Here is a 17,657-nt window from a genome sequence, read left to right as displayed (position 1 = left end):
CAAATTGGATGCGTTTATACCGTGAATCATCGATAATTCACGGTATAAATGCATCTGAATGACAGAGTGGCAAAATTATGCGTGAACAATTTTTCTATTAATTCCCCGCCCGCTGCAAAAAAGCGGCAATCTCCATGCCCCATGCGATGCCGATATGAATGAGCAAACCACCCCAAATACTCCGGGTACTTAGCGCCAGAACACCCAACAGATAACCACCAAACAGGGAAGAAATTGCCTCCCCCAACGGTCGGCCAAAATGAATGGCACAATACCAGACAATCATAGGCAAGACGGCCCCGCGCCCCAATACGCGACTCATACCGATGACCAGAAATCCCCGGAACAGCAGTTCAGTCGGAACGAAATCCCAACCATAGCAGAGTTCATAAACCAGAGCCGTGACCCATTCGGGCACGTCGAAAAACTCGTTGGCATTGGTGTCGTGATAAGTTGGATACGATGCCAGAAAATCCGGTTGAAAGGACGCCAGTGTAATGAGCGGTATCATCAATCCCAGCAGAATGGCGTACAGAATCAACCCTTTTCGCTTCGGAGCCATGCCATAGAAGCTGCTCGGATACGGATCTATGAGTTTATAAAACACATAAAGCGGCAATACAATCGTGAGCGCCGATTGCAGGTTATGCAGGCAGTAATACGCAAAAACATAAATCTGCCCGTCGAAAAGCTGACGACTCCATTCGCTGTGGGCATAAAATCCTGAGTAAGCCGAATAACAAAGGAGTGCCCAGCCGCTTCGAAGCCAGAATTCGCGGTTTCGCCAGATGTCGGGGCGATGGTGAAAATGGGCCCAGAGCCAGACACTAACGTAGTAGGTCGTGGCATATAGGGCGAAGTACATCACTGGCCAGCGTGGATCACCCTGAAACGTATCGATGTACGAATCTTCGAGATCAACATAATAATTAACGGTCAATAGTAAAGCGGCCCAAAGTGCTATAGACAGATAGAGGTCGGGCCGAAAGTCGGTGCGGAGATGATCACGAAGATCGCGCCAGAGGGTTTTCACTGAGCAGGAATGGCAGGAATTAGTGAATGATCTACGAATAGACTGCAAAATAGGGTTATTTTCGGCACGTCTTTCGACTTCATAGCTCAGCAATATATGTCAAATTTTGTCAATCAGGTAGCATTTATCACGGGTGCAGGTTCAGGCATTGGCCGGGCAACAGCGCTGGCATTTGCAAAGGCCGGAGCGCAGGTTATAGTAGCAGACATCAACGAAACCAACGGCCACGAAACAGTTCAGCTTATCAGGGAAACCGGCGTCGATGCGCTTTTTATAACCTGTAATGTTGCCGATCCGGCTCAAATTGAAGCGGCCATTCAGCAAACGGTCAAGGTATATGGACGGCTAGACATTGGCATTAACAATGCAGGTATTGGCGGACGATTTGCCCGGCTTCTTGACCAAACTTCCGACGATTTTAACCAAATTATGGCCGTTAACGTCGGCGGTGTTTTCTATGGCATGCAGGCGCAAATCAGGCAGATGCTGAACCAACCAGAAAATGACCATTCTGATCGGGGAAAAATTGTTAATGTATCCAGTATTGCGGGCGTCCGGGGCATGGCGATGGGCGCACCCTATAGTGCATCGAAGCATGCTGTTATAGGCCTGACAAAAACCGCTGCTCTGGAATATGCGAAAAAAAATATTCGGATCAATGCCGTTTGCCCGGTCTACACGCATTCGGCGCTGGTTGACGAGCTTATCCTGGCAGCGCCCATCATGGAAGAACGGATGCGCCGTGTTATTCCAATTGGACGTTTAGGTAAACCGGAAGAAATCGCCCAGGCCATTTTATGGCTCTGCGCCGAAGAAAACGCTCTTTATACCGGCCAGGCTCTTCAGATGGATGGCGGATTGACCGCTGGATAATCTCACAGTTTCCGGTTCGCCAGTTCATCAATCATCGCGGGCACTTCGGGTTCTCCTTTGAAAAAAGAGCCTTTTTTGCCCTTTGTCAGCGCCCAGCGGTGCAGCCACGAAATGCCGCCCTTCCCGCTAAACCGATCGACCGTCTGATAGGCTTCGTCCGTCAGGGCTTTATCCAGCGATACAAATGAATAGCCGCGCTGTTTGAGTACAGTCAGTAAATCATCCAGATAATCGGCATTGATGGTGTTGGCATGAAGGAGTATTGTTTGAGCAATCGGCCGTCCAAAAAGCGAATCACTTTGCGCTTCGTAATAGGCGATGCAATTGCCCATATACTCGACATAGCGTTTACCAACATTAGCCGCCAGCACCGTATCATTCAGTATCAGTGCATGGTCGTAGGCACGCGAAAATAACCAATCCGAATTATCGATGGTAACGGGCGCTTCCCGGTATCCGCGCTGGCGCAAAAACGCTTCAAGTGAGTCTTTCTTAGCGGGCGTATCGCCCCTGCGCAAATAGGGATGCCTGAAATAACGGAACGATTTGCCGCGTTTTTGAACCAGGCCTTTCACAACCTGCTCACCACCAATCACGTCAGCTTTAAGCTCGTCAAACGAAACGAGATTGTAATCTTTATGAGCGAATGTATGATTTCCGAGTTCCAGGCCCGCATCCAGCCACATGGTTATGAGCGCAACGTTGAGGGAATCTGGCTGGCCATTGGTCCGCAGAAAACCACTAATAACAAAACCAATGGCGGGCACCTGAAAGGTCGAGAAGTGAGTGAGCAACTTTTGGGTCAGCCGTTGCTGTGCTTCGGGGGTAGTGGCATATTTGGATACCGTCGGTAAATCATCGACCGTAATGGCGATCTGTTTCTGACCGGATGCAATAGTGGTCAGGAGGAAAAATAAGCAGGTCAATAAACGCATAGTAGGTATATTCGAAAAAACGGAGAATAAATTGTCAGGCATAGCGTAGCCACTCTTCCTCTTTTGCCCGCATCTGCGCTTCTTCCTCATCCGTTTTATCACCGTAGCCACAAAGATGGAGCAGGCCGTGGGCCAGAACCCGACGCATTTCCTGCTCAGCCGGAACACCTAGCAGAGTAGCATTATCGCCTACCCGATCGACGCTGATAAAAATATCACCCTCAATTTTGCCTTCTTCTTCGCTCTGGTCAAAGGTGATAATATCCGTGTAATAGTCGTGTTCGAGATAATCACGATTGACCTGAAGCACGTACTCGTCTGAGCAAAAAATATAATTTAAATCACCTACAGCATAGCCTTCGCGCTCGGCCTGTTGCTTAAGCCACTGGCGAATGACCTGCTTTTGTGGGAGTTTATAGGTAACGTCTTCGTTGAAAAACCGAATCATGTGTAGTGTACTGTTTAAAATCAGGGGCGCCTTTACCAGTAAAAACGATTACTATGCACCTCATCTGTATCAAATTAATTGGTTCACATCAGCCCATACGTACCGATAAGCATCCGAAAATCCTCCGTCCGGGCTGGCATGCGTTACCAGCTCGTGGTTTATTGCGCCTAAGTTCTGATAGAACTTTCGGGCACTTGTATTTTGGGGCAATACCCATAAATAGAAGCCTGAATCAGGTTTTTTGTCGTATGCCCAACGAGCCGCCAATTTGATGAGTGCTGTACCGATTCCCTGTCCTTTCTGCTCCCTACGAACATGCAGATTATCAAGTAGCGTTCCCCAATGGGGGTCGTTGTTGGCGTAGGCACAGGCAAAGCCGCAGATTACCCCCTCTGACTCAGCAACGATAACATTTTGATTAACTGCCGGTTGACCCAGTCGTTCCAGCCAAACCTGTCGCCTATTTTCAAGTACATTACCATTCAGAAATTCATCGCTCCAGATACCTGCGTAGTTTTGCTGCCAGCTAAGGCTATGTAGTCTGGCTATCTGCTCTGCATCATCAACAGTAGCTTCCCTATAGGTGATCATTACTAAGTCAGAATTAATTGAGCAAATATAAAGAGCAAGACAGGCCGAATTACGTTAGTCATTCATCACGCAATCACTCTTTGACTCATGAAAGCGATTTATCTCCCCGGCATACACCAGCCCATCCAGTATGTTGATATGCCAACACCTACCGCCGGGCCAGGCCAGGTCCTTATTCAACTCAAAGCTGCGGCACTCAATCACCGTGATGTATTTATTCAGGAAGGCTTGTATCCTGCCATTAAATTGCCCGCCATTCTGGGTTCCGATGGCGCCGGTGTCGTGGTTGAGGTTGGCGAAGGTGTTGACCGCGTCTGGCGTGGTCAGGCAGTTATCATCAATTGTGGACACAACTGGGGTCCAAACCCGAAATTCTATGGGCCGGATTTTCGTATTCTGGGAATGCCCGACAACGGTACGTTTGCCGAATACGTGGTTGTCGACGCCAAATACATTCATCATAAGCCCGCACATCTATCATTCGAGCAGGCGGCTGCGCTTCCTCTCGTGGGCCTAACCACCTGGCGTACACTCATGACCCGCGCCGGATTGCATGCAACTGGTAGCAACACGCCCGAAAAAGTACTGGTCACAGGTATTGGTGGCGGTGCGGCACTGTTCGCTTTACAGTTCGCAGTGGCAGCCGGTGCCGAAGTTTGGGTAACATCAGGCTCCGATGAGAAACTGGAACGGGCAAAAAAACTGGGAGCTAAAGGAGGGGTAAACTATCGGGAGGCCAATTGGGCTAAAACACTCATGGCTCAAACCGGCGAAGGTCCGCAGAGCGGCATAAACCGGGGCTATTTTGACGTGATTATCGACAGTTCCGGCGGGCCGGGATTTGCCCGACTCGTGGATGTGGCTGCGCCGGGCGGACGCATTGCGTTCTACGGGGGGACAACCGGGAATATCATGGATGTTGTACCAGCAAAAGTTTTTTTTAAACAACTAAGCATCTTTGGTTCGACGATGGGTACAGAACATGAATTTGCCGACATGATCTCATTTGTTGCTGAAAAACAACTCGTTCCAGTAATCGATAACGTATTTTCGTTAGCCGATACTGAACAGGCAATGCGTAAAATGACCGAAGGAAAACAATTCGGTAAGCTTGTTCTTAAAATCACTGAGTAACAATCATTTAGCATAAAGGTTTGTCCATCTGTCAGGCCATTAAATTATTTTTTATCGAAATAATTCTATTTAAGAATAGTTATCCACAAACAGAATGTGGATAACTATTACTTTATTCACATTTCCAGAATATTACGATTTTACAATCAATCGTATGACCAGCCCACTTTACCTTTGCGGTCATGTCTGAACTGACACATACCATTATAAATACACTCTCCGAACGGCTGGCGATCCGGCAGCAAAATGGCTTGTTGCGTCAACTCCACACGGCTGATAACCTGATCGATTTTTGCTCGAATGACTACCTCGGATTCGCCCGATCAGCCGATTTGAAACAAGCCATTCAGCAAGCAGACGCCAGCGCTTCCGATGCGCGAACGGGTGCAACCGGCTCTCGGTTGCTGGCAGGTCAAACGCACCTGGCCGCTGCTGTTGAAGATAAACTGGCCTCTTTTTATCAGACCGAATCTGCGCTGATTTTCAACTCGGGTTACGATGCCAATCTGGGACTTCTTGCCTCTTTGCCACAAGCGAATGATACGCTACTGACAGACGAACTTGTCCATGCCAGCATGATCGACGGGGCAAGACTCAGCTACGCGACTCGCCATCGTTTCCTCCATAACGACCTCAACGATCTTGAGTCAAAACTTCAGCAAACAACCAGGTCAGGTCAGTCGGGTCAGGTTTTTGTAGCTGTAGAATCGGTTTATTCAATGGATGGCGATTTGGCTCCATTAGCTGAAATCGTTGCGCTGTGTGAGCAATATGGTGCGGCTCTGATCGTCGACGAAGCCCATGCAACCGGCGTTTACGGCCCCAATGGCGAAGGTATAGTGGTGGCGTTGGGTCTGGCAGATCGGGTACTGGCTCGTGTGCATACGTTCGGGAAGGCATTGGGCGTTCATGGTGCAGCCGTTGTTGGATCTTCCGTTCTGCGCGATTACCTGATCAATTTTGCCCGGCCGTTTATTTATACAACTGCGCTTCCACCGCATAGTCTACTGGCTATCCGTTGCGCCCATCAACTTGTCCAACTTTCAGCAAACGCCCGAAAAAGCCTACATGAGCGAATTCGTTATTTTCATCAACGTGTAGCCAGTCAATTACCCGGAACTACCTGGACCCGTAGTTCGTCACCAATACAAGGTCTGATTGTGCCGGGTAATGACCATGCGCGACATATTGCCAGCGAAGCGCAACGGGCAGGGTTCGACGTACGAGCCATTCTGAGTCCGACAGTGCCTGTCGGACAGGAGCGATTGCGAATTTGTATTCATCTATTTAACTCGACCAAAGAGATCGATCAATTAATTTCGGTCTTTCAGTCGGCTCTCACCAACGCAGTACATCTATGATTTCAGCCCAATTACCCGCTCAGTTTATCATTGCTGGTATCGGTACCGAAATCGGGAAAACGGTTGTCTCAGCCATATTGGTTGAAGCCTTGCAAGCCGACTACTGGAAACCCGTTCAATCAGGAGCCGCAGACGATTCGGATACAGAAACTGTTCGCCAACTAATTAGTAACCCGACAACGCAGTTTCATCCGGAAGCATACCGGCTCTCGCAACCGCTTTCACCACATGCAGCTGCCGACCTGGACGGTGTTCACATCGATTTAAACGCGATTACGTTACCGCGGACCAGCAACGCGCTGGTGGTCGAATTGGCAGGCGGGTTAATGGTTCCACTCAACGAACATGAGCTGAACATTGATCTGGTTCAGCGGCTTGGGCTGCCAATTATACTGGTTTCCCGCAACTATCTGGGCAGTATAAATCATACATTACTGTCGATCGAGTGCTGCCGTAGCCGAAATATTCCAATTGCAGGAATCGTCTTTAACGGGCCAACCGTTACCACCTCCGAATCGTTTATTCTGACTTATACAACCATTCCCTGTCTGGGCCGAATCGGACAGGAAACTAGTCTTACCAAGGATGTTATCCGACACTACGCCAACCAGTTTACAGAGCTTATCGGAGCGCGATAAAGCTGTGATCTGGCATCCATTCACACAAATGCAAACGGCACCGTTACCAATCCCGATTGTGCGGGCAAACGGCTCGGTGCTCTACGACGCCGACGGTCGCGAATACCTCGATATGATTGCGTCGTGGTGGGTAAATCTGCATGGCCACGCACACCCCTACATTGCCCAGCGGGTTTCAGAACAGTTACAGGTGCTGGAACACGTCATTTTTGCGGGTTTTACGCATCAGCCTGCCGTCGAGCTGGCCGAGCGGCTGCTCAAGATCTTACCACTAAATCAGTCAAAAGTTTTTTACTCTGACAATGGATCGACAGCCGTCGAAGTGGCGTTGAAAATGGCATTCCAGTACTGGCATAATCTCGGTCTGCCGCGATTTAAAGTGGTTGCACTGGAGGGGGCGTATCACGGTGATACATTTGGTGCGATGGCTGTTGGCGGAAGAAGTGCGTTTACCGCTCCATTTGTCCCTTTTCTATTCGATGTGGCGTATTTGCCAGCGCCAATAGCCGGACAGGAAGAGGCCGTTATCGAGCAGGCGAAGGAGTTATTCACCGATGAGATCGCGGCTTTCATTGTAGAGCCCCTGGTGCAGGGGTCCGGCGGCATGGTTATGTATGAGCCGGGCGTTTTAAACGACTTGTTTCAGATGGCCCGCCAACAGGGGGCGCTCATTATTGCCGATGAGGTAATGACAGGTTTTGGCCGAACCGGCAAGCTGTTTGCAACCGATCAGTTGCCAGAAAAGCCTGATCTGATGTGTCTATCGAAAGGGTTAACGGGTGGAACGATGGCACTGGGCGTAACGACCTGTACGCAGGCAATTTACGACGCGTTTCTATCAAGCGATAAGACCAAAACCCTTTTCCACGGTCACTCCTTTACTGCGAACCCTGTAGCCTGTGCATCGGCTCTGGCCAGTATGGATCTGTTATTATCGGATGAAACGCAGGCCAGTATTCAGCGTATCACCAAAAGCCACACAGCGTTTAGCCAACGATTGAGTGTGTATTCAACGATAGCTAACATCCGACAGTGTGGAACACTACTCGCTTTTGACTTAACCCTTGGCGAGCAAACGTCTTATTTCAACAGTGTTCGCGACCGCGCCTATAACTTTTTGCTCGATCGAGGAGTGCTCATGCGCCCCCTGGGTAATGTACTCTATCTGATGCCGCCATACTGTACGACCGATGAACAGTTACAGTATACTTATACGAAAATAGAAGAGCTATTAAACAGCTTTTAATAAAACAAGGTCTGCGCCATTTCTTTAGAAAATGGCGCAGACCTTGTTTTTAGTTACCTACACGGATCGGGTCGTGTATTGATCGACCACATCACTCGGGTGAATTTCGAGGACGTTAGCTAATACAAGCAAAACAAGCGTTCGGGAGGCAATTCGGCGGGAAACTCCGGCAATGGAGGCAAACAGATCGACTGTAATGCTGTTGTGTTCGCCGAGATGCTGCATTAGCTTATGCTCTTTATCGCCATAGCTAAAGCGAATATCACGATCAGCCTGTTCTCCCTTTAGGATCTCGCGCACTTCGCGACTGGCCTGAACCGATTTATCGGCGACACGTACGTATGCCTTTTTATTTTCGGGCTCGGCCGGATCGGGGATAATGTAATGGGGGCGAGTTGGGCTGGGAGGTACCCGGATCACGAGAACTTCGCGTTCGTCGTAGAGTTGAACTCGCTCAATCGTGTAGCTAATCCGCGGGAAGCAGTATTTATTGATTGCCCGAACGAGCAGGTACTCGTCCTCGTCGGCGTATTTCAGCCCGACAATCTTCTTGTCGTCACCAATGCCTATCAGCATGATGCCGCCGTTTGTATTCGCGAAAGCGACTACACCCCGGATAATTTTCTCAGGATGGTTCGTTTTCAGTTTGAACTCTAAATTGCTACCCTCTCCCCGTCTAACCAGGTTTTTAAGCGCCTGATAGTCCATAACCGATGGGTTCATCTGGTTGAGTACTGAATTGGGATAAAGATACGGCTTTTCCCGAAACATGCAAATGGTTGTTACGTATCTCTATTTTTCGTTAAAAAGTCGGTCTGGTCAACCCAACTTTTCAATAAAACAAACCGTTATTACTTCGTTATTGGCGAGCTGATAGCTGGAGTAAGTAGTCATAAAAAATGGTTAACGCCATTCATAGGCAACGAATTACTCAAGCTACCCAGTTACCTTTGTACTACTTAAATAACACAAAAATGCTGCTAAACGTTGCCTTGGTTCTAGGGACTTTTCTGTTCATGGAGGGTGTAGCTTGGTTCACACACAAGTACGTCATGCACGGTTTTTTGTGGACCTGGCACCGCGATCATCACAACCATCATAAGGGTTTTTTTGAGCGAAACGACCTCTTTGCCGTTGTTTTCAGCCTGACAGCTATCAGTCTTATTATCATAGGCGTAAATGTTCCAGCCCTGGATTTTCTGGCCTGGATCGGGGCGGGTGTAACGCTATATGGTTTCTTTTACTTTGTGTTTCACGACATCATTGTTCATCGGCGGGTAAAAATGAAAGTTGATACCAGTGGTCGATACATGCAGCGAATCATGCGGGCGCATTACATTCACCACAAAGTTCATACGAAGGAAGGGGCCGAGGCATTCGGCTTTCTGTACGCGCCAAAAAAATACGACCGCACGATAAAGAGCGCACCAGCCAGCGCTAAAGAAGAATAATCAGGAACTGGATAATCAGGTTATTAGCTCAGCATATAAACAAAAAGGCGTAACTCAATGAATAAATGGGTCACGCCTTTTTGATGTGAAGACTGTCCGGATGGCTCAGTACTCGTCTTCATTGAAGAAGAAATCATCTTTGGTCGGATAATCCGGCCAGATTTCTTCGATGCTTTCATAAGGTTGGCCGTCATCTTCAAGCTCCTGTAAGTTTTCAACAACTTCTAGGGGAGCGCCAGAGCGGATTGAATAGTCAATCAGCTCGTCTTTAGTGGCAGGCCAGGGAGCATCTTCCAGGTAGGATGCGAGTTCGAGTGTCCAGTACATAGTGTCTTCAGTATTTAATGACTACTTTTCAATGAGGGTGCAAAAGTAAAAAAACAGTTAATATCCAAGCACTTTTCCGCAAAAATGTTTCAAAAGGTATTTATGACGGGATTTTAGGCCATTAACTGCCAGTGCCTACTTTTGTTTAGAACTTCCGGCAAATCTGGTCCAGAAGGGAATTTTCAGTCAAAATACATACTTTTTGATCTAAACTATATTTTCAGCTTTAATATTTCCGACATAAACGCTACTTTTTATTTAGCTGACTGCTTTCGGAGCCAACACGTTTTTCTTACGGAAGCAGAGCTCTAATAGGGCATGGCGCGGGAATAAAACATTTCGTATCGAATCAAATGCAAATTGAAGTTTGTGCTTACTCGTTTGAATCTTGTTTAACAGCCCAACAAGCCGGAGCCGACCGTGTTGAACTGTGTGGTGGCCTGAGTGAAGGGGGTACTACGCCCAGTGCCGGTTTAATTCAGTTAGCCCGTCAGCATCTTTCCATTCAGTTATTCGTTATGATCCGGCCACGGGGGGGTGATTTTTTGTACTCCGATACCGAATTAGCGGTCATGCGAGCCGATATTATTACGGCTAAATCAGCCGGAGTCGATGGCATCGTACTCGGCATCCTGCAAGCCGACGGAACGGTCGACGAAGTCAAAACCAGAGAATTCGTCGAGCTGGCCCATCCGATGCCGGTTGCTTTTCACCGCGCTTTCGATATGACCCGCGACCCAGTCGAAGCGTTGGAAGCCGTAATCCGTACGGGTGCCATACGAATCCTTACATCAGGTCAGCATCCTTCGGCAGAGTCGGGCTTGTCGGTCCTCTATCAGCTAACTGAACAAGCCGCCGGACGAATCGAAATTATGGCCGGTGTTGGTGTTTCGGGCCATAATGCAAGCCAGTTTATTGGCATTGGACTGGCGGCTTTGCATCTGAGTGGAAAAAGTAGCCAGCCAAGTCCAATGGTTTATCGACGGCCAAATCTACAAATGGCGTCGGCTGTACTGGGCGAATACGAACGTATCGAAGCCAGTGCCGACGCCATTCAGAGCGTAGTAAATCAGGTCAAACGGCAGTAATTACCAGAAGACAACGTACAGGATAGCAACCAGGAATAGAATCAGCCCGGCACCCATCGCAAATGTTGGCGCTACTTTAAACATACTGGCATCAATAGCCAACCCTTTTGTGCTGGGTTTCTGCAGCCCAAGAACAATCATTACGGCTACGCAGATCAGGAAAACGAAGCCCATTGTATCGAGAAACGGAATCGTATAAACGCCGTCGGCATTCTGGACCGCAAAGCCCAGTGGTTCCAGAAATTGCAGATTAACCAGGTCCGGCAGCACAAACTTGAAAAACAATGAGAGGAGAAAGCCGCCCACAATGGCAAACAAAGCCCCCTGAGAGTTCGTCTTTTTCCAGAAGAAGCCCAGAATAAAGGCGGCAAATACGCCCGGTGAAACCAGACCCGTCATTTCCTGAATGAACTGGAATCCTCCTTTTTTATCAATACCCATGAATGGCGAAATAAGAATTGCCATCAGCATAGCTACCCAAATGGTTATCCGACCAACCTGAACCAGTCTTTTTTCACTGGCATCGGGCGAGATGTATTTTTTGAAAATATCGAGGGTAAAAATGGTCGAAATCGAGTTAGCCTTACCCGCCAGGGAAGCCACTACGGCAGCCGTCAGAGCCGCGAAAGAAAGCCCTTTAAGTCCGGCAGGCAACAGATTGAGCAATACGGGATAAGCGTGGTCTTTGTTCACTTCGCCCGTAATATCCAGCATCTCCTTTTGGAACAAACCTTTCTGATAAAGCGTATAAGCGGCAATACCGGGCAATACTACAATTATTGGCATCAGCAACTTCAGGAAGGCGGCAAAAAGAATACCCTCACGAGCCGTTTTTAAATCAGCTCCGAGCGCCCGCTGCGTAATATACTGATTACAACCCCAGTAGTTCAGGTTCACAATCCACATACCACCAATTAGAACGGTCAGGCCGGGTAGTGAGGCATAATGCGGGTCTCCTTTATGAAAGATCATGTGGAAGTGATCTGCCGACTGGTCCAGCATCAGACTAAATCCTTTGAGTATTCCTTCTGTGCCATTCTGTGTGGAAACCAGATCAACGGCCAGATAGGTAGTTGCCAAACCGCCCAGGATCAGGAAGAAAACCTGAATTACGTCGGTATAACCAATTACTTTCATGCCGCCCAGTGTAATAATGACCGCAAAAACGGCCAGCCCAATCATACAGGCCGTGAAGTTCAGTCCTGAAATGGTCGATACGGCCAGTGCTCCCAGAAACAGAATCGAGGTCAGGTTAACCAACACGTAGAGAAATAGCCAGAAGATGGCCATGATCATGGCAACGGTGTTGTTGTACCGCTGGGTCAGGAACTGTGGCATCGTGAAGATGCGGTTCTTGAGGTAAATGGGCATAAAAAAAACGGCTACTACAATCAGCGTAGCGGCCGCCATCCATTCATACGTTGCAATTGCCAAACCCATCGCAAATCCATCTCCAGAAGCGCCAATAAACTGCTCGGCCGAAATATTAGATGCAATCAGGGAAGAACCGATAGCCCACCAGGTCAGTGACCCTTCGGCCAGAAAGAAATCAGTGGTAGATATATTAGCGGAGTGTTTTTTCTTATAAATCCAGTACCCGTAGGCACTAACGATAATGAAGTAAACAAAAAAGACTGTATAGTCTAATGTTTGAAGTTTTTGCATGATACAGCAGGGAACAGGAAGTCTAAGTTAATGGGATTTTTCAGGCCCGAAATATACCATATTCCTGATACAAAAAAGTGAGCTTTTCTGCGACTTTCTTAGTATCCCGGAGCCTAATCCCAGATAATACGTAAACTAACCATACAGATACCCTCTTCAGCCGGGCTATTTATAGAACGATAGCCCGGTTACCGGCAATAAAGACCCGATCATTGAACACCAGCTTCAGGGCTTGCGACAAAACAATTTTCTCTACGTCTTTCCCCTCGGTAGCCATGTCGGCAGCTGTATGCCTGTGGTCGACATCTTTCACATTCTGGGCAATAATCGGTCCTTCGTCGAGGTCATTATTGACAAAATGAGCCGTTGCGCCAATAATTTTGACACCCCGTTCGTAGGCCTGCCGATAAGGATTAGCCCCAATAAAAGCGGGCAAAAACGAGTGGTGAATATTAATGATCCGATTCGGAAACTTATTGACAAAACCAGCCGTCAGCACGCGCATGTACTTAGCCAGTACCAGGAATTCGGGTTCGTAGATAGACAGTGTCCTTAATATCGCTTCCTCGTGTTCTTCGCGGGTTTTGTCTTCGTGAGAGACGTAATGAAACGGAATTCCGAACTTACTGACCAGAGGTTGCAGAATATTGTAATTGCTCACCACGGCCAGAATGGTTGCATCCAGTTCATCAAACGCATAGCGAATCAGAAGTTCGCCAAGGCAATGATGCTCTTTGGTAACCAGAACAACTATGTTTTTCTTTCGTTTTGGGTTTAAACGAAACGTAATGCCAGGATCGGGTAAGGTCGCTTTTAATTCATTCAGTAAAGCAGCTGTATCGAAAGTTCCTTCAAATTCGGTTCGCATGAAGAATTGCCCCGATGGACTGACGTATTCGTCGTTATGAATGATGTTCAGGTTATGGCGAAAAAGAACGCCGGTTACATGATAAATCAGGCCCTTGTCATCAGGCCCATCCATCAGCAGAATATGCTTTCTGGAATCTTCCATAATTCGTTCGTAATAAATCGGCTAAAAGTAGTAAATGCCAACTGTTTATTCCTTTATTTTGGGCCAATAGTAGCTATATTATGATAAATCGACGCCGTTTTTTGTCTGTTAGCTCCCTGGCTGGCCTCTTTCCGACATTATCCTTCAAGACTTCTTCATCAACTCAGGTCGATGCTTCGGCAAACGGACCTCTGGTTTTCTCTACCTGGAAACAACCTAAAGCAAATGCAGCCGCTCAGGCGGTCCTTGATCGGGGTGGACGAGCCCTGGATGCCGTAGAAGCGGGCGTACGCATACCTGAAGCAGACCCGGAAGATATGAGTGTTGGCTACGGCGGGCGTCCCGACCGCGATGGCCGTGTTACGCTCGATGCCTGCATCATGGATGAGAAAGGGAATGCCGGTTCAGTTGTCTTTCTGGAGCATATCATGCACCCGATTTCAGTGGCAAGGGCAGTTATGGATAAAACACCCCACGTCATGCTCGCTGGTGAAGGAGCCTTGGCATTTGCTCTATCTCAAGGCTTTAAAAAGGAGAACCTGCTGACAAAAAAAGCGGAAAAAGAATGGCGGGAATGGTTAAAAACAGCGAAATACAAGCCCATTGCCAACATTGAGCGCCATGATACAATTGGCATGCTGGCCATTGATAAAAACGGAAATATTTCAGGTGCCTGCACAACAAGCGGACTGGCTTATAAAATGAATGGTCGTGTTGGTGATTCACCCATAATTGGTGCAGGTTTGTTCGTCGATAATGAAATTGGGGGAGCCTGTGCAACGGGGCTGGGCGAATTAGTCATGCGAACGTGTGGCTCATTTCTGGTCGTCGAACTAATGCGCCAGGGCCGAACACCCCAGCAGGCCTGCGAAGAGGCAGCTTTGCGGATCGTGAAAAAGCAGGATTACAAAGATATTCAGGTTGGTTTTCTGGCCGTAAATAAGCAGGGGGAAACAGGTGCATTCAGCATTCAGCCGGGCTTTAACTACACCATATCACAGAACAAACAGACAAAGGTTCTGGATGCTCGCTCATATTTGAAATAAACAAGTTTGTCTTTTATTGTTTATAGTATTTGATTGCACGTCCAAACTTCGTAATCTGTACTAGTACATAATACGCCAAAACTATCAGCTAATTTGGAATCGGTATTTTCAACATCAAAGCGGAAATTACTGCTTGAAATCGCCTGGGAAGTCTGTAATCAGGTGGGCGGTATTTATACGGTCATCCGGTCAAAAGTGCCGGCTATGGTCGAGAAATGGGATGATAACTATGTTGCGCTCGGGCCGTATTTCCCGCAACGGGCAGCCGCTGAATTTGAACCGATTACTGAGCCTGATGAAACAGAGATTGGGCAGACTGTTCGAAAGATGCGCCAGTTGGGCTATACCATTGAATATGGTTACTGGCTCGTAACGGGTCGCCCACGCGTGGTGCTATTCGACATCAATAGCATCAAACAAGAGCAGTTGAACTACATTAAAGGTCAGCTTTGGCAAAACCACCAGCTGTCGACAATAAACGTCGAAGATCTTGTTAATCAGACCATTGCCTTTGGTGAAATGGTCCGACAGTTCATTACACTACTGTCTGAAGATCATTCAAGGCGTGTCGATTTTGTCGCCCATTTCCATGAATGGATGGCTAGCACTGGCCTCCCCGATCTTCGCCGGGATAACGTTAGGGTAGCTACCGTTTTTACAACCCACGCCACGATGCTGGGCCGTTATCTGGCCCAGAACGAGGCTGGTTTCTACGGTAAACTACCCTTCTTTGACTGGAAGCGTGAAGCCCTGCACTACAATATCGATACGCAGGCTACCGTTGAGCGACTGGCTGCTCAGCAGGCTCATGTGTTTACGACAGTCAGTGATGTAACGGCCCGCGAGTGCGAAGTTTTTTTAGGCCGCAACCCTGACCTGATCCTGCCTAATGGACTGAATATTACCCGATTTGCTGCTACACACGAGTTTCAGAATCTCCACGTCCGCTATAAAGAGAAAATTCATGAATTCGTGATGGGTCACTTTTTCCAGAGCTATTCGTTTGATCTGGAAAAAACGCTTTACTTCTTTACGTCGGGCCGGTTTGAGTTCTCCAATAAAGGCTATGACCTAACCCTCGAAGCCCTCGCAAGGCTCAATTACCGAATGCGGGAGGCTAGCATGGATATGACGGTGGTGATGTTCATGGTTACCAAACAACCCTACACATCAATCAATCCTGAGGTACTGCACTCGCGGGCGCTGCTCGACGAAATTCAGGAAACGTGTGAGAGTATCGAAAAACAGGTTGGCGAACGGTTGTTTTTAGCTGCCGCGTCGAATACGGATAATACGCTGCCTGATCTGAACAAATTTGTGGATGAATACTGGCGTCTTCGCCTTCGACGCACGGTTCAAAGCTGGAAAACAAAACATCTTCCGCCTTTCGTAACCCACAATTTGGTGCAGGAAGATGACATGACGCGTTTCATTCGGCAGGCCAATCTTGTCAACAATGAGTACGACCGGGTCAAGGTCGTTTATCACCCGGATTTCATTGCGTCTACCAATCCGCTTTTCGGTCTGGATTATAGCCAGTTTGTACGTGGCTGCCACCTTGGTGTCTTTCCTAGCTACTACGAACCATGGGGTTACACACCGCTGGAATGCGTTGTTCGTGGCATACCGACCGTTACAAGCGATCAGTCAGGGTTCGGCGATTTCATTATGCAGATCATGCGGGACTACGAAAACCGGGGCATCTACGTTATCAACCGCCGGACGCAAAACTTCAACGAAGCGGCTGACCAGTTGGCCAGTGTGCTCTTCCGGTTTGTTCGGATGGCACAACGGGAGCGCATTGCTCAGCGTAACCGCGTTGAAAGCATCGCTGAAGTGTTCGACTGGAGCAATCTCCGCTCTTATTACGACACAGCGCATGACCTCGCGCTAAAGCGCAGAAAACCTTGATAAGCTGTATGACAGGTGCTCAATGATCTGGTTGGTAAATATCATTGAGCAGCTATCGTACATTCCCTATCGTTTATGATCAAAATCGGCATTATTAATGTCTCAGACCGGGCCAGCGCGGGTGTTTATGAAGATATTCCCGGCAAGGCTGTCGTTAAACTATTGACCGAATGGCTGACCTCCGCCTGGGAGCCCGTTTATCGCGTTATCCCCGACGAACAGGATCAGCTAGAGGCAACTATGATTGAGCTGGCTGACGTAGAAGGATGTTGCCTGGTTGTCACGACGGGCGGAACAGGTCCTGCTCTCCGCGATGTAACACCAGAAGCCACCGAAGCCGTGTGCCAGAAGATGTTGCCAGGGTTCGGCGAATTGATGCGGCAGGAAAGCCTTAAGTACGTCCCAACGGCGATCCTGTCCCGACAAACGGCTGGTATTCGTAATCAAACGCTCCTGCTCAATTTACCAGGCAAACCCACGGCAATAGGCCAGTGTCTATCAGTAGTTTTTCCGGCCATCCCCTATTGTATTGATCTGATTGGCGGCCCGTTTCTCACGACAGACGAGACGGTAATGAAAGTATTTCGCCCGAAGAGCTAAAGCCTCCCAGGATTTTACAGTTTTTTGACAAAACCGCAATGAGGCTTCATGAAGCCTCATTGCGGTTTTGCACTTTTAGTATTGTTTCTCCCCAATAGCCGTTATCCGATACAAATATTCTAAGCGTTTGATGCTATTGAAATACCTCGCTCATCACTTTAGCTAACGTACTTTTTGCAACCAGCAAAGCAAATGACATGATCTTGATACTAAAGTAGGACTTTCACCTGGAGCCGTCGTTCACAGCCGTGCTACGGTTACTCATTGCACAAACAAACCACCGTCCGCGGCTGCGGTG

The 17,657-nt window shown here is 48.2% G+C and carries 18 protein-coding genes; 10 read left to right on the top strand and 8 right to left on the bottom strand.

All coding sequences use genetic code 11. The annotated features are described in order from the left end of the window. Positions 1-97 precede the first annotated feature (97 nt). Positions 98-1,033 (bottom strand): CPBP family intramembrane glutamic endopeptidase, encoded by a 936-nt coding sequence (locus tag G8759_RS03885; protein ID WP_167205398.1) that lies wholly within the window; start codon positions 1,031-1,033, stop codon positions 98-100. Positions 1,034-1,129: 96 nt separating this feature from the next. On the opposite strand from G8759_RS03885, the gene G8759_RS03880 reads away from it, so the two are divergent. Further along, positions 1,130-1,906 (top strand): glucose 1-dehydrogenase, encoded by a 777-nt coding sequence (locus G8759_RS03880; protein ID WP_167205396.1) that lies wholly within the window; start codon positions 1,130-1,132, stop codon positions 1,904-1,906. Between the two features lie 2 nt (positions 1,907-1,908). On the opposite strand, the gene G8759_RS03875 is transcribed toward G8759_RS03880, so the two are convergent. The 3 genes from G8759_RS03875 to G8759_RS03865 all read right to left on the bottom strand — a co-directional run bounded on the left by G8759_RS03875 (position 1,909) and on the right by G8759_RS03865 (position 3,880). Continuing rightward, a complete protein-coding gene (locus G8759_RS03875; protein ID WP_167205394.1) occupies positions 1,909-2,841 on the bottom strand; it encodes a polysaccharide deacetylase family protein in 933 nt (310 codons plus the stop codon). 34 nt (positions 2,842-2,875) lie between these two features. Next, positions 2,876-3,289, bottom strand: coding sequence for an rRNA maturation RNase YbeY (gene ybeY, locus G8759_RS03870; RefSeq protein WP_167205392.1), 414 nt, complete (start codon positions 3,287-3,289; stop codon positions 2,876-2,878). A gap of 69 nt (positions 3,290-3,358) precedes the next feature. After that, complete coding sequence (locus G8759_RS03865; protein ID WP_167205390.1) at positions 3,359-3,880, bottom strand: GNAT family N-acetyltransferase; 522 nt, start codon at positions 3,878-3,880, stop codon at positions 3,359-3,361. 87 nt (positions 3,881-3,967) lie between these two features. Between G8759_RS03865 and G8759_RS03860 the strand changes: the two genes are divergently transcribed. The 4 genes from G8759_RS03860 (at position 3,968) to bioA (ending at position 8,259) form a co-directional block, all read left to right on the top strand. After that, positions 3,968-5,014, top strand: a complete 1,047-nt coding sequence (locus G8759_RS03860; RefSeq protein WP_167205388.1) for a zinc-binding dehydrogenase — start codon at positions 3,968-3,970, stop codon at positions 5,012-5,014. 182 nt (positions 5,015-5,196) lie between these two features. Next, positions 5,197-6,375 (top strand): aminotransferase class I/II-fold pyridoxal phosphate-dependent enzyme, encoded by a 1,179-nt coding sequence (locus tag G8759_RS03855; RefSeq protein WP_167205386.1) that lies wholly within the window; start codon positions 5,197-5,199, stop codon positions 6,373-6,375. Beyond that, positions 6,372-7,013 (top strand): dethiobiotin synthase, encoded by a 642-nt coding sequence (bioD, locus tag G8759_RS03850; protein WP_167205383.1) that lies wholly within the window; start codon positions 6,372-6,374, stop codon positions 7,011-7,013. Before G8759_RS03855 ends, bioD begins: the two co-directional genes overlap by 4 nt. Beyond that, positions 6,961-8,259 (top strand): adenosylmethionine--8-amino-7-oxononanoate transaminase, encoded by a 1,299-nt coding sequence (gene bioA / locus G8759_RS03845; RefSeq protein ID WP_167205382.1) that lies wholly within the window; start codon positions 6,961-6,963, stop codon positions 8,257-8,259. The genes bioD and bioA overlap by 53 nt, the downstream gene beginning before the upstream one ends. Positions 8,260-8,316: 57 nt before the next feature. Here the strand turns inward: bioA and G8759_RS03840 are convergent, their stop codons facing one another. Then, a complete protein-coding gene (locus G8759_RS03840; RefSeq protein ID WP_162391888.1) occupies positions 8,317-8,982 on the bottom strand; it encodes an AlbA family DNA-binding domain-containing protein in 666 nt (221 codons plus the stop codon). Between the two features lie 251 nt (positions 8,983-9,233). Between G8759_RS03840 and G8759_RS03835 the strand changes: the two genes are divergently transcribed. After that, positions 9,234-9,710: a sterol desaturase family protein gene (locus G8759_RS03835; RefSeq protein ID WP_167205380.1), complete on the top strand. Its 477-nt coding sequence runs from the start codon at positions 9,234-9,236 to the stop codon at positions 9,708-9,710. Between the two features lie 105 nt (positions 9,711-9,815). Here G8759_RS03835 and G8759_RS03830 read toward each other — a convergent pair whose 3' ends face one another. Further along, positions 9,816-10,037: a DUF2795 domain-containing protein gene (locus G8759_RS03830; RefSeq protein WP_009284883.1), complete on the bottom strand. Its 222-nt coding sequence runs from the start codon at positions 10,035-10,037 to the stop codon at positions 9,816-9,818. Between the two features lie 353 nt (positions 10,038-10,390). Here G8759_RS03830 and G8759_RS03825 point away from each other — a divergent pair, with 353 nt between their 5' ends. Next, the gene (locus G8759_RS03825; RefSeq protein WP_167205378.1) at positions 10,391-11,125 is read left to right on the top strand and encodes a copper homeostasis protein CutC; all 735 of its coding nucleotides are present in this window, start codon (positions 10,391-10,393) and stop codon (positions 11,123-11,125) included. On the opposite strand, the gene G8759_RS03820 is transcribed toward G8759_RS03825, so the two are convergent. After that, positions 11,126-12,790 carry a sodium:solute symporter family transporter gene (locus G8759_RS03820; protein ID WP_167205375.1) on the bottom strand — a complete coding sequence of 555 codons (1,665 nt, stop codon included), beginning with the start codon at positions 12,788-12,790 and terminating at the stop codon, positions 11,126-11,128. Between the two features lie 169 nt (positions 12,791-12,959). Continuing rightward, a complete protein-coding gene (purU, locus tag G8759_RS03815; RefSeq protein WP_232074293.1) occupies positions 12,960-13,772 on the bottom strand; it encodes a formyltetrahydrofolate deformylase in 813 nt (270 codons plus the stop codon). A 110-nt stretch (positions 13,773-13,882) separates the two neighbouring features. Here purU and G8759_RS03810 point away from each other — a divergent pair, with 110 nt between their 5' ends. The 3 genes from G8759_RS03810 to mog all read left to right on the top strand — a co-directional run bounded on the left by G8759_RS03810 (position 13,883) and on the right by mog (position 17,359). Continuing rightward, positions 13,883-14,848: an isoaspartyl peptidase/L-asparaginase family protein gene (locus G8759_RS03810; protein WP_167205371.1), complete on the top strand. Its 966-nt coding sequence runs from the start codon at positions 13,883-13,885 to the stop codon at positions 14,846-14,848. Between the two features lie 93 nt (positions 14,849-14,941). Further along, entirely contained in the window at positions 14,942-16,759 is a 1,818-nt protein-coding gene (locus G8759_RS03805) for a glycosyltransferase (protein ID WP_162388992.1), read from the top strand. 75 nt (positions 16,760-16,834) lie between these two features. After that, the gene (mog, locus tag G8759_RS03800; RefSeq protein ID WP_167205369.1) at positions 16,835-17,359 is read left to right on the top strand and encodes a molybdopterin adenylyltransferase; all 525 of its coding nucleotides are present in this window, start codon (positions 16,835-16,837) and stop codon (positions 17,357-17,359) included. Positions 17,360-17,657: the final 298 nt, after the last annotated feature.

Source organism: Spirosoma aureum, from assembly GCF_011604685.1.
GTDB classification, from domain to species: Bacteria; Bacteroidota; Bacteroidia; order Cytophagales; family Spirosomataceae; genus Spirosoma; species Spirosoma aureum.
This window is presented reverse-complemented; position numbering and strand designations above follow the sequence as displayed.